The sequence below is a fragment of the Dyella marensis genome (assembly GCF_900112865.1).
GTDB lineage: Bacteria > Pseudomonadota > Gammaproteobacteria > Xanthomonadales > Rhodanobacteraceae > Dyella_D > Dyella_D marensis_A.
This window is the reverse complement of record NZ_FONH01000009.1, coordinates 61,423-75,581: the sequence shown is the minus strand read 5'-3', so window position 1 is coordinate 75,581 and position 14,159 is coordinate 61,423. Positions and strand designations below refer to the sequence as shown.

The following is a 14,159-nucleotide window of genomic DNA, read 5'->3' as shown; positions in this document are numbered from 1 at the left end:
GGCTTGTCCTAAAGAACTCTCAGGACCGATCCGATGAAAATCGCCCAATTCTTCGTGGACAGGCCGATCCTGGCCGGCGTCCTCTCCGTACTGATCGTCATCGCGGGCGGCATCTCGCTGTTCAAGCTGCCGATCTCCGAATACCCCGAAGTGGTGCCGCCCACCGTGGTGGTGCGCGCCAGCTATCCCGGCGCCAACCCCAAGGTGATCGCCGAGACCGTCGCCACGCCGCTGGAAGAACAGATCAACGGCGTGGAGGGCATGCTCTACACCTCCTCGCAGTCGACCAGCGACGGCGCCATGACGCTGACCGTGACCTTCGCGCTGGGCAGCGACCTGGACAACGCCCAGGTGCAGGTGCAGAACCGCGTGGCGCAGGCGCTGACCAAGCTGCCGCAGGAAGTGCAGCGCCTGGGCGTGACCACGCAGAAGAGTTCGCCCGACCTGACCATGGTCGTGCACCTGACCTCGCCCGATAACCGCTACGACATGCTGTACCTGTCGAACTACGCGCGGCTGCACATCAAGGACCAGCTGGCACGCCTCAACGGTGTCGGCGACGTGCAGCTGTTCGGCGCGGGCGAATACAGCATGCGCGTGTGGCTGGACCCGGAGAAACTGGCCTCGCGCCAGCTGACCACCGGCGACGTGATCCACTCGATCCAGGAACAGAACGTGGCGGTGGCCGCCGGTGCGCTGAATGCGCCGCCCGGTCCGGGCAATGCCGCGTTCCAGCTCAACATCAATACCCAGGGCCGCCTGGTCACCGAGGAAGACTTCCTCAACATCATCGTGCGCACCACCGCCGACGGCGGCGTGACGCACCTGCGCGACGTGGCCCGCGTGGAGCTGGGTTCCAACAACTACGCGCTGCGCAGCCTGCTGGACAACCAGCCGGCGGTGGCGATTCCGATCTTCGCCCGCCCGGGCTCCAACGCGATCCAGATCTCCGACGAAGTGCGCGCCACCATGGCGGAGCTGAAGAAGGAGTTCCCGCAGGGCATCGACTACCACATCGTGTACGACCCGACCGTGTTCGTGCGCGGTTCGATCGAGGCGGTGGTGCATACCCTGTTCGAAGCCATCGCCCTGGTGGTGCTGGTGGTGATCCTGTTCCTGCAGACCTGGCGCGCCTCGATCATCCCGCTGGTGGCGGTGCCGGTGTCGCTGATCGGCACCTTCGCGGTGATGTACCTGGCGGGCTTCTCGCTCAACGCGCTGTCGCTGTTCGGCCTGGTGCTGGCGATCGGCATCGTGGTGGACGACGCCATCGTGGTGGTGGAGAACGTCGAGCGCCATATCGAGCACGGCATGCGGCCGAAGGAAGCCACGCGCCAGGCGATGAAGGAAGTGACCGGCCCCATCGTCGCCACCGCCCTGGTGCTGTGCGCGGTGTTCGTGCCGACCGCCTTCATCAGCGGCCTGACCGGCCAGTTCTATCGCCAGTTCGCGCTGACCATCGCCATCTCCACGGTGATCTCGGCGTTCAACTCGCTGACCCTGAGCCCGGCGCTGGCCGCCATCCTGCTGCGCGACCATGACGCGCCGAAGGACAAGCTCACGGTGTGGATGGACAAGAGCCTGGGCTGGGTGTTCCGTCCGTTCAACCGCGTGTTCACCAGCGGCGCCAACCGCTACGTGGGCGGCGTGAAGCGCGTGCTGCGCGCCGGCACCGTTACCCTGATGGTGTACGGCGGCCTGGTGGCGCTGGGCTTCCTGGGCTTTGCCCATGTGCCGACCGGCTTCGTGCCGCAGCAGGACAAGCAGTACCTGGTGGCGTTCGCGCAGCTGCCCGACGCGGCCTCGCTCGACCGCACCGAAGACGTGATCCGCCGCATGAGCGAGATCGCCCTGAAGCAGCCGGGCGTGCAGAGCGCGGTGGCGTTCCCGGGCCTGTCGATCAACGGTTTCACCAACAGCACCAACTCCGGCATCGTGTTCGCCACGCTCAAGCCGTTCGAGGAGCGCCGCGATGCGTCGCTGTCGGCCGGTGCGATCTCGATGGCGCTGAACCAGAAGTTCGGCGGCATCCAGGACGCGTATATCGCGGTGTTCCCGCCGCCGCCGGTGATGGGCCTGGGCACGATCGGCGGCTTCCGCATCCAGGTCGAGGACCGCGGCGACGTCGGCTTCGAGGAGCTGTACAAGCAGACCCAGAACCTGATCGCCGAAAGCCGCAAGACCCCGACCCTGGCCGGCCTGTTCTCCAGCTACCAGGTGAGCGTGCCGCAGATCGACGCCAACGTGGACCGCGAGAAGGCCAAGGCCGAAGGCGTGGACCTGGCCGACGTGTACCAGACCATGCAGGCCTACATGGGCTCGCTGTACGTCAACGACTTCAACCGCTTCGGCCGCACCTACCAGGTGAACGTGTCCGCCGACCAGGGCTTCCGCCGTGAGCCGGAAGACCTGCTGCAGCTGCGCACCCGCAACGCGCGCGGCGATGCGATCCCGCTCGGTTCGTTCCTGACCGTGCACCAGGGCGTGGGTCCGGACCGCGTGCAGCACTACAACGGCTATCCGACCGCCGAGATCAACGGCGGCCCGGCGCCGGGCTTCAGCTCGGGCCAGGCGCAGGATGCGATGGAGAAGCTGGCGCGCGAGAACCTGCCCAACGGCATGTCGTTCGAATGGACCGAGCTGACTTATCAGCAGATCCTCGCCGGCAATACCGCGGTGCTGGTGTTCCCCTTGTGCGTGCTGCTGGTGTTCCTGGTGCTGGCTTCGTTGTACGAAAGCCTGACCCTGCCGCTGGCGGTGATCCTGATCGTACCGATGGTGCTGTTGTCCGCGATCTCCGGCGTGTGGCTGTCCGGCGGCGACAACAACATCTTCACCCAGATCGGTTTGATCGTGCTGGTGGGCCTGGCCTGCAAGAACGCCATCCTGATCGTGGAGTTCGCTCGCGAAGCGCAGATCCTGGAAGGCATGGACCGCAAGCAGGCCGTGCTGGAAGCCGCCCGCCTGCGACTGCGCCCGATCCTGATGACCTCGATCGCTTTCATCATGGGCGTGGTGCCGCTGGTGACCTCGCACGGCGCCGGCGCGGAGATGCGCCATGCCATGGGCGTGGCGGTGTTCGCCGGCATGCTCGGCGTGACCTTCTTCGGCCTGATCTTCACCCCGCTGTTCTACGTGATCATCCGCGGCTGGAGCGAGCGCGCCGAAGCGCGTCGCGCCGCCCGCCGCGCCGCCAAGGGCCTCAACACGCCCGCGCTGGAGGAACACTGATGTCTACTGTGATTGAGAACGTACGCGCCTGGTTTGCCAGGCGCTCTACCCGGAACCTTCGCCTGAGCGCGATGGCAACCGCACTGCTGCTGGCCGGTTGCGTAAGTGTGGGCCCGGACTACCACCGCCCTGACGAGAAACCGCTGACTCTGCAGGAAGCGGACGCCAAGCAGGAAACCGCCGAAGGTTTCCAGGCCGCGTGGTGGAAGCAGTTCAACGATCCCGCGCTGGATGCACTGATCCAGCGCGCGGCGAAGAACGCGCCGGACCTGAAGATCGCCATCGCGCATCTGAAGGAGTCGCGCGCCCTGCTCGGCGTGACGCGCGCCGACCAGTGGCCGACCATCGATACCAATATCGACTACCAGCGCAGCCGCGCGCAGCAACCCGGCTTCACCACCAACCGCGTGACCACCGAAAGCTACCGCGCCGGCTTCGACGCCAGCTGGGAGCTGGATCTGTTTGGCGGCGTGCGCCGCTCGGTGGAAGCGGCCGGTGCCGAAGCGCAGGCCAGCGCGGCCTCGCTGCAGGACGCGCAGGTGACGCTGTTCGCCGAAGTGGCGCGCTACTACTTCGACCTGCGCGGCACCCAGCTGCGCGTCGACGTGGCCAGGCGCGATATCGAGAACCAGCGCGAGACGATGCGGCTGATCCGTGCGCGCTTCGATATCGGCACCGGTTCCGAGCAGGATGTGGCGAGCGCGAATGCGCGGCTGGCCTCGACCGAAGCGCAGCTGCCGGTACTGCAGACCCAGGCGCATGCGGACGAAGCGCATCTGGCGGTGTTGCTGGGCGAGCGTCCCGGCGAACTGGTGGACATCGACCTGTCGCCCGGCAACTTCAAGCCGATCGACGTGGCGCTGCCGATCGGCAACGCCGGCGACGTGCTGGCGCGCCGTGCCGACGTGCGCATCGCCGAACGCGAACTGGCCGCAGCCAATGCACGCATCGGCGTGGCCAAGGCCGATTGGTTCCCGCACATCACGCTGGGTGGCTTCGTCGGCTTCCTGGCCGGGCGCAGCAACGATTTCGGCGGGCCGTCCACGCGTGCGTGGTCGATCGCGCCGAGCATCAGCTGGCCGGGCCTCAATGTGCAGCGCGTGCGCAACAACGTGAAGGCGAGCGAGGCGCGCGCCGACGCGGCGCTGGCCAACTACCAGCGCACCGTGCTGCAGGCGGTGGAGGACGTGAGCAATTCCCTGGTCGGCTTCAACCTGCAGCGCGAGCGCGTGCAGAAGCTGTTCGACCAGGTGGCGCAGAGCCGCCGCGCGGCCGATCTTGCCCGGGTGCGCTACAACGAAGGTGCGGCGGACTTCCTGCAGCTGCTCGATGCGGAGCGCACGCAGCTGGCCGCCGAGGATGCGCTGGCCGAAGCGGAAGCGGCGATCAACCTGCGCGCGGTGGCGGTATACAAGGCCATCGGCGGCGGTTGGGAAGCCTGCGGCGACGAGAGCTGCAGCCAGGTTGCGCAGGTGAAGTGAGGTTGTAGCGCCATGAGTCCTCCTGTCCCGTTTCCGCGCCGCGCGCCGCGCGGGCGCTTCGGCACCGAGCCGCCGCCGAGCCAGCGCATCGCGCTGGTCAGCGGCGCCAACCGCGGACTCGGGCTGGAGGTTTCACGCCAGCTCGCCGCGGCCGGTATGACCGTGTTGCTGGGTGCGCGCAACCTCGCGGCCGGCGAGAAGGCGGCCAAGGCCTTGCGGCGCGAAGGCGGCGACGTCACGGCCGTGCAGCTGGATGTGACCGCGCAGGCGGATGTCGACGCGCTGGCGGAGCGCATCGAACGCGATTTCGGCCGGCTCGATGTGCTGGTCAACAACGCCGGTGCGTATTTCAATCTCGATGACCGCGCGTCGTCGGTCGACCTGGCTTATGTGAGCGGCGCACTCGACACCAATCTGCTCGGCGCATGGCGGCTATGCGAAGCGGCGGTTCCCTTCATGCGCCGGCATGCCTATGGGCGCATCGTCAATGTCTCCAGCGGGTGCGGGGCGATCGACAGCGAAGGCGAGGATTGCCCCGCGTATCGCGTGTCCAAGGCGGCGCTCAACAGCTATACGCGCATGCTTGCCGCGGAACTGAAAGGCAGCGGCATTCTGGTGAATGCGGTGTGTCCGGGCTGGGTCGCGACCGACATGGGCGGCCCGGGCGGGCGCCCGGTGGCCGATGGCGCGGCCGGCATCGTATGGGCGGCGAGCCTGCCGCCGCAGGGCGCGATCACCGGCGGTTTCTTCCGCGATCGCGCACCGATTGCGTGGTAAACGTAGGTTGGGGTGAGCACAGCGAACCCCAACATGCGCGAAGCGTGTGGTCAGCGCTGCACTACTAGCGCAAACCAGCGCCAGCCGCGGATCTTCTCCGCGATCAGCTTCACGCTGGTCAGCATCGGCACGGCCAGCAGCGCGCCGGGGATGCCCCACAGCCAGCCCCATACCAGCAGCCACAGCAGGATCGCCACCGGGCTCAGGCGCATGCGCCGGCCCTGGATCAGCGGCGTGATCAGGTTGCCTTCCACCGCGGTGATGCCGGCGAAGGTCAGCGCCGGCAGCAGGGCCTGGCCCGGCTGGTCGAAATGCAGCAGGCCGACCACCGCCAGCAGCGTGGTGGTGGTGATCGAGCCGACGTAGGGAATGAAGTTGGCGATCATCGCCACCGAACCCCACAGCAGGGGGTCGGGCACCGCATACGCCCATAGCATGGTGGCGGTGACCACGCCCAGCGTGCCGTTGATCACCACCGTGGTGAGAATGTAGCGCGACACCTCGACCTGGATGCTGCGCACGATGGACACGGTGCGGCGCTTGTAGCGGAAGTTCGGCGCGATCTCGACCAGCCGCCGCAGCAGGGCGTCGCCGTAGATCAGGAAGAAGAACACCAGCAGCACCACGGTCAGCACCGCGGCCAGCACCTTGGGCGTGCCGGCCAGCACGTCCCAGGCGTCGATGCTTACCGCGGCGGCGCGCGGCGCCGGGCGCGCCGGACCGCCGACCAGGCTCTGGGTCGCGCGGTTGGCCGCTTCGAACGGTTGCATGACGGTGCGCAGCTTGGGCACGAAGCTGCGCACCAGGCTGGGCGCATCGTGGAACCATTCCAGCGCCGGCGGCGTCAGGCGCGCGATGCCGGTGCCGATGCCGGCGATCAGCGCGATCACCAGGAAGCTGGCACTGAGCCAGCGCGGAACGCGCCGGCGCGCGGCGAAAGCGACGATGGGATTGAGCGCAAGGCCGATGAAGCCGGCCAGCACCAGCGGAATCAGCAGGTCGCGCGCGAGCGTGACGGTATACAGCAACGCCAGCAGCAGCAGCACATTGAGCACGGCGCGAATGCCCAGCAGGTGGCGCTGGGTAAACCGCACGGACGGCATGCGGCGCTTGGGTGGCGGCTCATCGACCGGCGAGGGTGGCGCAGGCAGAGCGCCGCCGCTGCTCTCCGGCGGCGGCGCCAGGGGACCGATCGCGTTCATGAGGGGTCGAAGCCGCCTTCGCTGAATTCGGCCACCAGGCGCACGCCCTGGGCGACCAGTTCGGCCACGGTGCCGTTGAGCAGCGCGCCCAGGCCGGGGATGCGCAGCGGATGCACGTTCAACTGGCCCAGTACGAAGCCCAGGCCCGCGGCCACGCTGACGGTGCCGAGCGGATGCTGGCGGCCGCGCGCTAACAGGGCGCCGGCAGGTTCCGCCAGCGCCTGGCGCGCATCCGCGACCCGCTCGCGCGCCTCACGCACGGCACGAAGATGCTTGAACAGACTCATATCCCCTCCTCCCGGTCGGCGACCGGATCCGGCGGCGCCTGGCGCTCCGAACGGCGCATCGCCTGCCGTATGGTCTCACGCCAGGCGTGACGGGAGTCGGGCAGCGTCAGCCAATGCATGCAGCGACGGAACAGCCAGATCATGCCGACCAGGAACAGCAGCTGCAGCACGCCCAGTATCACCAGCGCCAACGGCCAGGAATGCAGCCATGCGGCCAGCAGCACGCCGGCCAGGGCCATCATGGTCAGGCCCAGGCCGACGCCGGCCACGGTGGCGGCGAGCGCGGCCAGCAGCATCCAGGAAACCGCGCTGCGCGCCAAGCCCAGCTCGGCCACGAATAACGAAAGCTGCGCGCCGAACAGGTGTTTGGCCGCGCGCCCGGCGCGGCCTATCTCGTCGAGAATGCCCGGATCGACAGCGTCCGCCTCGGCGGACGGCTGTCCGTGAAACGGTTCTTCGCGGGGGCGTTCCCCGGGACCGGCGGGGCTGTCCTCGCGCCCGCCGCCCTCACGGCCGGGATCGTGCATCCGCTGATCTCTGCAAGATCAGCGGCGCAGGATGCGGCCGAGCAGCCAACCCGCGCCGAGCGCGATGGCCACCGACTGCACCGGCTTCTCGCGCACGTAGTCGCGCGCGCGTTCCAGCCACACGTCGGCGCGGTCCATCGCCTCGTCGTAGGCTTCGCGTCCGCGCTCGCTGTATTCGTTCGCCTTTTCGCTGGCGCGGGTGGCGGCGTCGGCGGCCTTGTCGGTCGCGCGATGCAGGCCGTCCTCGACGCGGTCGGCGACATGGTCGACCTTGTCCTTGGCCGTAGCCACCGCATCGGAGGTGGCGCGCTTGAAGCGCTCGGCGTTCTCCTCGATACGACTGCCGCCCGTGCCGACGGCCTGCTCGGGAACCACTTCCTTCGCCTGGACTTCTTTGTTCATGGCGTTCTCCTTGGGGGACGGGATGGTGGGCTGCGGGTATCGACCGCGGGTTGTTGACTCTAGCGAAAATCCCGCCTCGATGGGCGCGCGGCGGCGCCCCTGTTCAGCTGGCCCGTCGGAAGAAGGCAATGATCGCGAGGATCAGGAAGACGATGAACAGAATCTTGGCGATGCCGGCCGCGGCGCCCGCGATGCCAGTGAAGCCCAGCAGCGCCGCGATGATGGCGATGACCAGAAAGACCAGGGCATAGTGAAGCATGGCGAGGTTCCTCGATAGCTGCGGTCGAAAGCCCCTTGCGGCCATTCATCCATAGCCCGCGCCTTGCCTGCGTGAAGGCCGCGCGCCGCGGCCTCCACGCCCTCACCACATCGTTGTGCCAGGCTGCGTTTCGATTGAACGCGAGCTAAGCGCGCACCACCGCCTTGCCGTAGATCGCATACGTGCCGACGATCTCGGCCTGCGCCAGCACGTGGCCGTGCATCACCTTGCGCAGTTCGTCGAGAGTGAAGCCGTCAGCGAGATTGAGCTTCTCCACGTCCAGCGCATGCACGCGAAAGTGATAGTGGTGCACGCGCTCGTCGTTCCACGGCGGACACGGGCCGTCGTAGCCGAGGTATTCGCCACCCATGTCCTTGTCGCCGTGGAACCAGCCGGTGTAGTCGTTCTTGCCCTGCACGCTGCCGGGCGGGCCGGACGGTGCGCGCTTGCCGTGCGCGACGATGCCGTCGCTGCACGCGCCTTCGGCCAGCTCCGTGTACTCCACGGGGATATCGGCCATCAGCCAGTGCACGAACTCCACCCGCGGCAGATCCGCCGGCACCACGCGGTCGCCCTGGTTGACGTCGTCGCCGCGGCTGGGCACGTCGGAATCGATGCAGGTGAGCACGTAGGAGCGCGTCGCCGGCGGCGCGTCCTTCCATGCCAGGTGCGGGCTCAGGTTGTCCGACAGGGCGACCGGATCGCCCGGCTTGCCGAATGCGCAGCGCGCGGGCACCGGCTGGCCGTTCTGGAAACTGTCACTGCGAAGTTGCACGGCGGTCTCCTGGTGGTTTACTTGGCCTGATAGGTGACGCGATAGACCGCGCCCGCCTCGTCGTCGCTGACCAGCAGGCTGCCATCCGGCAGCGGCTGCACGTCGGCGGGGCGGCCCCAGGCCTTCTCGTCCTGCATGAAGCCTTCGATCAGCGGCTCGTACGACACCACTTTGTTGCCGTTGAGGCGCACCGTCATCACGCGGTAGCCGGATTTCTTGGTGCGGTTCCACGAGCCATGCTCGGCGACGATCAGCGCGCCCTTGTAGGCGGCCGGAAATTGCTTGCCCTCGTAGAAGCGCAGGCCCAGCGACGCCACGTGCGGGCCGAGCTTGAGCACCGGCGGCGTGTAGTCCTTGCAGTTCTTGCCCTTGCCGAACTCCGGGTCGAGCGTGTCGCCCTGGTGGCAATAGGGGTAGCCGAAGTGCTCGCCCACCTTGGTCAGGCGGTTGAGCTCGTCGCTGGGCATGTCGTCGCCCAGCAGGTCGCGGCCGTTCTCGGTGAACCACAGGTCGTTGCTGCCCGGGCGCCAGGTGAAGCCGACCGTGTTGCGGATGCCGTAGGCCACATCTTCCAGGCCGGTGCCGTCCTTGTTGAGGCGGGTGAGCTTGGCGTAGTCCTTGCCCTTGTCGCAGATATTGCAAGGCGCGCCGATCGGCACGTACAGCTTGCCGTCGGGGCCGAAGGCGATGAATTTCCAGCCGTGGTGCGTATCGGTCGGGAACTTGTCATAGACCACTTCGGGCTTGGGCGGGCTGTCGAGGTGGTTCTCGATATCGCGCAGCACCACGATCTTGCTCACCGCGGACACGTACAGGTCGCCGTCCTTGAACGCCACGCCGACCGGCAGCTGCAGGCCGGTGGCGATCACGCGTACCTTGTCGGCCTTGCCGCTGCCGGTGCTGTCGGTGAGCGCATAGACCTTGCCGGCGTCGTTGGAACCGACGAACACCGTGCCCTTGGCGCCGAGCGCGATCTCGCGGGCATTGGGGGTTTGGTCGGTGTAGACGGCGATGTGGAAACCCTTGGGCAGGGTCAGCTTGTCCAGCTGGGGATCGGCCAGGGCCGGTAGGGCGAGCAGGCCGAGCGCGAGAGCGAGGAACGGACGCATGGGGGACCTCCGGATGGGCGGAGCCCCGAAGCCTATACCGGCGCGCGTGAGTTTGCCTCTGCCGCTCTGATATCGTGCGCGCCTGAGAAGGGACGATCGATGAGCGAACTGCAGGACCTGACCACCCTGGTGCGCGCTGCCACGCCACTGCTGGTCATCGAAACGGTAGACGAGCAGCGGGTGATCGAGTGTTTCCGCCACGTCATTTCGCAGTCGCTGCGGCCACTGTGGCGCTGGACCCTGACCGACGGCCTGAACCGGCTGGACTTCGCCCAGGGCGGCGAGCCGATCGCGCCGGATGCCGACAGCACGCTGGATGCGATCCGCGAGGCGCCCGAGCGCGGCATCTACCTGCTGTTCGATTTCCATCCGTTCCTGCGCTATGCCATGACCCTGCGCCAGCTGCGCGAGATCGTGCAGCGCCAGCGCTCGGCCGCGCACACGGTGGTGCTGGTCGGCGCGCGGATCGAGCTGCCGGAGGAGCTGGAAGCGCTATGCATGCGCGTGCCGCTGTCGCTGCCGGACATCAAGGAGCTGGCCGCGATCCTGCGCGCCGAGGCCCTGGCCTGGCAGCGCGAGCACGGCCGCCGGGTGGAAGTGGACGGCGACGCCGCGCGCACCATCGTGCGCAACCTGCTGGGCCTGGCCGCGCCGGATGCGCGGCGCATCGTGCGCAAGCTGATCTACAACGACGGCGCGCTCTCCGCCGGCGACCTGCCCGAGCTGATGCGCACCAAGTTCGAACTGCTCAACCGCTCCGGCCTGCTGCATTACGAATACGCCACCGCCAGCTTCGCCGACATCGCCGGGGTCAGCCGCGTGCGCGACTGGGTACAGCGGCGGCGCGCGATCTTCCTGGCCGCCGAACCCGATCCCACGCTCGACCCGCCCAAGGGCGTGCTGCTGCTGGGTGTGCAGGGTTGCGGCAAGAGCCTGGCGGCCAAGGCCATCGCCGGCGGCTTCGGCGTGCCGCTGGTGCGCATGGATTTCGGCGCGCTGTACAACAAGTACCAGGGCGAGACCGAGAAGAACCTGCGCGAGGCGCTGCACAGCACCGAGCTGCTGTCGCCCTGCGTGCTGTGGATCGACGAGATCGAAAAAGGCCTGGCCAGCGGCGGCGAGGACGGCGGCGTGTCGCGCCGCGTGCTCGGCTATCTGCTGACCTGGATGGCCGAGCGCAGGTCGAAGGTGTTCGTGGTCGCCACCGCCAATGCGGTGGACGAGTTGCCGGCCGAGCTGCTGCGCAAGGGACGCTTCGACGAGATCTTCTTCGTCGACCTGCCCAAGCCGTCGGTGCGCAACGACATCTTCGCGATGCATCTGCGCCGGCGGAAGCTGCCGGTGGAGCAGTTCGATCTCCCTGCCTTGTCCGCTGCCAGCGAAGGTTTCTCCGGCGCGGAAATCGAGCAGGCCGTGGTCAGCGCACTTTACGACGCCACCAGCGGCGCCGCGCCGCCGGACCAGCCGATGCTGCTTGCCGCGCTGGGCGCGACGCGGCCGCTGTCGGTGCTGATGCGCGAACAGGTCGAGGCGCTGCGCATCTGGGCGCGCGGACGTTGCGTGCCGGCGGACTGAGGCCATGGATCCGGCCAAGATCGATGCCGCTATCGATGCCGCCATCGATGCCGCCATCGATGCGCTCGCCGCCGAGGGCTGGTGCGTGCTCGAAGGTCTGCTTTCCGACGAAGCCACTGCTGCGTTGGCGCGCGAATGCGCGGCTTTGCATGCATCGGGTGATCTGATGGAAGCGCGCATCGGCCGCGAGAAAGTGGCGTCCACGCTGCGCGGCGATCGCACCCGCTGGTTCGACATGAATGCGCCGACCGCGGCACAACAGCCGTATGTCGATGCGCTCGAAACGCTGCGCGTGGCGTTCAACCGCAGCCTGATGCTCGGCCTGGTGGAGAGCGAAGCGCATTACGCGGTGTATCCGCCCGGTGCGCGCTATGCGCGTCATCTCGACCAGCCGCGTCAGCTCGAAGCGCGCGTGGTGTCGGCGGTCTATTACCTCAATGCCGACTGGCATCTGGAAGATGGCGGCGCCTTGCGCCTGTATCTGGACGACGGCAGCCACCACGACGTGGTGCCGCACGCGGGCCGCATGGTGCTGTTCCTGTCCGCGCGCTTCGAACACGAGGTGCTGCCGGCTACGCGCGAGCGCATGAGCATCGCCTGCTGGATGCGCCGGCGCGAGCCGGGCTCGGTGTTCTGACGGGCGTCAGTCCGCCAGCGCGTTGAAGCGCGCGGCGATGTACTCGTCCGTGAAGCTGGTCATGTCCATCCCGCGGATGAAGCCGCAATGACCGCCGTGCGGTGCGATGTCCAGCTCCACGCAGGGCGGCAGCTGCAGCTTCTCGAAGGCGTCGACCGGAATCACCGGATCGTCGCGCGCGGTGAGGATGGTCGCCGGAATCTGCATGCGCTCGAGCGCGGCGCCGGCCACCGAATAGCCGTCCAGATAAGCCTGCAGCGAGCCGAAGTCGGTATGGCGCAGCACCAGCGATTCGGTCAGGCCGCGCAGGTTCTGCTTGAGCTCATCCAGTTCGAAGTACTGGCGATGCGGGAAGGCCGCCTGCTTGGCGCGCAGCGACCGGCGCCACTTGCGCAGGAAGTACGCCCGGTAGAACCACGGCGCCGATTCCTCCAACGAGAACAGGCCCTCGCCCGGATCGACGATCGGGCACACCGCCAGCGCGTAATCCAGCGGCACGCCGGCTTCCGGCGCGCGCAACGCGGCGCGCAGCGCGAAGTTGCCGCCCAGCGAGAAGCCCGCCAGCACCAGCTTGCGCGACGGCCAGCGGCGCGCGATGTCGCCCAGCGCGTGCACCACTTCGTCGATGCGGCAGGAATGGAACAGCGCCTCGTTGAGCGGATGGCTGTCGCCGTGGTCGCGGAAATTCAGCCGGAACACGTCCCAGCCTTCGGCCAGCAGGCGGCTGCCGGTCTGCAGCACATAAGTGGAATCGACGCTGCCTTCCCAACCGTGGAACAGCACAGCCAGGCCGCGCGCCTGCGGGAGTGTTTTCTGCGCGGTGTAGGCGCCGGTCAGGCGCACGCCGTCGCCGCCATCCACCATCGTTTCCTCGGCGCCTTCGCGCACCGCCTGCGCCGCGCGCGGCAGCAGCTGGCGGCGCACGCCGCTGGAGGACAGCATGGTCTGGATGTGGCCGCTGGTGAGTGGCCACGGCGGGTTGAAGTCGGCGCCTCGGGGGAGCGTCATGCGGTGCGGTCTTCCAGCGCCGCGGCGATGCGTTCGCGCGACAGTTCGGCCATGCGGCGGCGCGCATCCGGCATGGCCGGCACCGGCTCGAGGAAATGCACTTCGGCGTCCAGCGGCGCCTCGCCCAGCAGGCGCAGGAAGTTCTGCATGAAGTTCTCGTGCTCGCGAAAGCCCGCGTCGATCACCCGGCGACCGTCGCGCGCGAAGCGCAGCGCCACCGGCTGCACCGGCACCTCGGCGTCCAGCGCGGCCTGGAAGATGCGCGCATGGAACACGCGCAGCACGCCGTTATGGCCGGTGCCGCCCTCGGGAAACACCGCCACCGAGCGGCCGCTGCGCAGGCGCTCGACCATCACCTGCATCACGGTGGCCAGCGAATGATTGCTGCCGCGGCGATGGAAGATGGTGCCGCCGCTGGCGGCCAGCCAGCCGACCAGCGGCCAGCTGGCGATCTCGGCCTTGGCCACGAAGCAGGCCGCGCGCTGGCTGTGCAGCAGCTCGATATCGATCCACGAGGTGTGGTTGGCGACGAACAGCACCGGATCGCGCAGCGGTTGGCCGTGGCGCACCGAGCGCAGGCCGAAGATGCGCAGCAGTGCGCGCGACCACCAGCGGATCATGCGATGGGCGAACGGCTCGATGCCGTCCTTCATCACCGCATGCCGGTTCCAGCTGAGGATGCCGGCGCACAGGAACACGCCCAGCACGATATGCAGGAGCAGCAGGGGGATGCGCCAGAAGTAGCGCAGCGGTCGCAGGAAATCTCGGTCCTGGGCGGAGACGGTATCGGTGCTCATCGGTCCGGTTAGTTTAGCGTTAGTCAGACGATACGTCGGCTGTGCGCATGCGCATGGTGCAGACGGCATTCCACTGACGTTTCAAACCGATG

14 protein-coding genes are annotated in these 14,159 nt (G+C 68.0%); 5 read left to right on the top strand and 9 right to left on the bottom strand.

Annotated elements, in window-relative coordinates; genetic code table 11:
• The first annotated feature begins 33 nt into the window (after positions 1 to 33).
• From BM172_RS13405 to BM172_RS13395, 3 genes are all read left to right on the top strand, one after another.
• A complete protein-coding gene (locus tag BM172_RS13405) occupies positions 34 to 3,231 on the top strand; it encodes an efflux RND transporter permease subunit (RefSeq protein ID WP_026634637.1) in 3,198 nt (1,065 codons plus the stop codon).
• Positions 3,232 to 3,302: 71 nt separating this feature from the next.
• Positions 3,303 to 4,712 (top strand): efflux transporter outer membrane subunit, encoded by a 1,410-nt coding sequence (locus BM172_RS13400; protein WP_035323031.1) that lies wholly within the window; start codon positions 3,303 to 3,305, stop codon positions 4,710 to 4,712.
• 12 nt (positions 4,713 to 4,724) lie between these two features.
• Positions 4,725 to 5,489 (top strand): SDR family oxidoreductase, encoded by a 765-nt coding sequence (locus BM172_RS13395; protein ID WP_026634639.1) that lies wholly within the window; start codon positions 4,725 to 4,727, stop codon positions 5,487 to 5,489.
• Positions 5,490 to 5,539: 50 nt separating this feature from the next.
• Here BM172_RS13395 and BM172_RS13390 read toward each other — a convergent pair whose 3' ends face one another.
• From BM172_RS13390 to BM172_RS13360, 7 genes are all read right to left on the bottom strand, one after another.
• Positions 5,540 to 6,691: an AI-2E family transporter gene (locus BM172_RS13390; protein ID WP_035323033.1), complete on the bottom strand. Its 1,152-nt coding sequence runs from the start codon at positions 6,689 to 6,691 to the stop codon at positions 5,540 to 5,542.
• Positions 6,688 to 6,978 carry a hypothetical protein gene (locus BM172_RS13385; RefSeq protein WP_026634641.1) on the bottom strand — a complete coding sequence of 97 codons (291 nt, stop codon included), beginning with the start codon at positions 6,976 to 6,978 and terminating at the stop codon, positions 6,688 to 6,690. The genes BM172_RS13390 and BM172_RS13385 overlap by 4 nt, the downstream gene beginning before the upstream one ends.
• On the bottom strand, positions 6,975 to 7,505 hold the full coding sequence (locus tag BM172_RS13380) for an ABC transporter ATP-binding protein (protein ID WP_231504167.1): 531 nt from the start codon (positions 7,503 to 7,505) through the stop codon (positions 6,975 to 6,977). The genes BM172_RS13385 and BM172_RS13380 overlap by 4 nt, the downstream gene beginning before the upstream one ends.
• Before the next feature lie 18 nt (positions 7,506 to 7,523).
• Entirely contained in the window at positions 7,524 to 7,907 is a 384-nt protein-coding gene (locus tag BM172_RS13375) for an ElaB/YgaM/YqjD family protein (protein ID WP_026634642.1), read from the bottom strand.
• Between the two features lie 103 nt (positions 7,908 to 8,010).
• On the bottom strand, positions 8,011 to 8,166 hold the full coding sequence (locus BM172_RS13370) for a DUF1328 domain-containing protein (protein WP_026634643.1): 156 nt from the start codon (positions 8,164 to 8,166) through the stop codon (positions 8,011 to 8,013).
• A gap of 145 nt (positions 8,167 to 8,311) precedes the next feature.
• Complete coding sequence (locus BM172_RS13365) at positions 8,312 to 8,941, bottom strand: YbhB/YbcL family Raf kinase inhibitor-like protein (protein ID WP_026634644.1); 630 nt, start codon at positions 8,939 to 8,941, stop codon at positions 8,312 to 8,314.
• A 17-nt stretch (positions 8,942 to 8,958) separates the two neighbouring features.
• Entirely contained in the window at positions 8,959 to 10,050 is a 1,092-nt protein-coding gene (locus BM172_RS13360; RefSeq protein ID WP_026634645.1) for a PQQ-dependent sugar dehydrogenase, read from the bottom strand.
• Positions 10,051 to 10,149: 99 nt separating this feature from the next.
• Between BM172_RS13360 and BM172_RS13355 the strand changes: the two genes are divergently transcribed.
• Both BM172_RS13355 and BM172_RS13350 read left to right on the top strand, forming a co-directional pair.
• Entirely contained in the window at positions 10,150 to 11,625 is a 1,476-nt protein-coding gene (locus BM172_RS13355) for an AAA family ATPase (RefSeq protein WP_026634646.1), read from the top strand.
• A gap of 4 nt (positions 11,626 to 11,629) precedes the next feature.
• A complete protein-coding gene (locus BM172_RS13350) occupies positions 11,630 to 12,262 on the top strand; it encodes a 2OG-Fe(II) oxygenase (RefSeq protein ID WP_051548499.1) in 633 nt (210 codons plus the stop codon).
• Positions 12,263 to 12,268: 6 nt separating this feature from the next.
• On the opposite strand, the gene BM172_RS13345 is transcribed toward BM172_RS13350, so the two are convergent.
• Both BM172_RS13345 and BM172_RS13340 read right to left on the bottom strand, forming a co-directional pair.
• Positions 12,269 to 13,270: a YheT family hydrolase gene (locus BM172_RS13345; RefSeq protein WP_026634648.1), complete on the bottom strand. Its 1,002-nt coding sequence runs from the start codon at positions 13,268 to 13,270 to the stop codon at positions 12,269 to 12,271.
• Positions 13,267 to 14,067, bottom strand: a complete 801-nt coding sequence (locus BM172_RS13340) for a lysophospholipid acyltransferase family protein (RefSeq protein ID WP_026634649.1) — start codon at positions 14,065 to 14,067, stop codon at positions 13,267 to 13,269. The genes BM172_RS13345 and BM172_RS13340 overlap by 4 nt, the downstream gene beginning before the upstream one ends.
• Positions 14,068 to 14,159: the final 92 nt, after the last annotated feature.

Bases quoted from the DNA above. Each gene is read 5' to 3' on its own strand.
- BM172_RS13380 (WP_231504167.1), bottom strand. From the start codon at position 7,505: ATGCACGATCCCGGCCGTGAGGGCGGCGGGCGCGAGGACAGCCCCGCC.
- BM172_RS13390 (WP_035323033.1), bottom strand. From the start codon at position 6,691: ATGAACGCGATCGGTCCCCTGGCGCCGCCGCCGGAGAGCAGCGGCGGC.
- BM172_RS13375 (WP_026634642.1), bottom strand. From the start codon at position 7,907: ATGAACAAAGAAGTCCAGGCGAAGGAAGTGGTTCCCGAGCAGGCCGTC.
- BM172_RS13345 (WP_026634648.1), bottom strand. From the start codon at position 13,270: ATGACGCTCCCCCGAGGCGCCGACTTCAACCCGCCGTGGCCACTCACC.
- BM172_RS13350 (WP_051548499.1), top strand. From the start codon at position 11,630: ATGGATCCGGCCAAGATCGATGCCGCTATCGATGCCGCCATCGATGCC.
- BM172_RS13405 (WP_026634637.1), top strand. From the start codon at position 34: ATGAAAATCGCCCAATTCTTCGTGGACAGGCCGATCCTGGCCGGCGTC.
- BM172_RS13385 (WP_026634641.1), bottom strand. From the start codon at position 6,978: ATGAGTCTGTTCAAGCATCTTCGTGCCGTGCGTGAGGCGCGCGAGCGG.
- BM172_RS13355 (WP_026634646.1), top strand. From the start codon at position 10,150: ATGAGCGAACTGCAGGACCTGACCACCCTGGTGCGCGCTGCCACGCCA.
- BM172_RS13340 (WP_026634649.1), bottom strand. From the start codon at position 14,067: ATGAGCACCGATACCGTCTCCGCCCAGGACCGAGATTTCCTGCGACCG.
- BM172_RS13400 (WP_035323031.1), top strand. From the start codon at position 3,303: ATGGCAACCGCACTGCTGCTGGCCGGTTGCGTAAGTGTGGGCCCGGAC.
- BM172_RS13360 (WP_026634645.1), bottom strand. From the start codon at position 10,050: ATGCGTCCGTTCCTCGCTCTCGCGCTCGGCCTGCTCGCCCTACCGGCC.
- BM172_RS13395 (WP_026634639.1), top strand. From the start codon at position 4,725: ATGAGTCCTCCTGTCCCGTTTCCGCGCCGCGCGCCGCGCGGGCGCTTC.
- BM172_RS13370 (WP_026634643.1), bottom strand. From the start codon at position 8,166: ATGCTTCACTATGCCCTGGTCTTTCTGGTCATCGCCATCATCGCGGCG.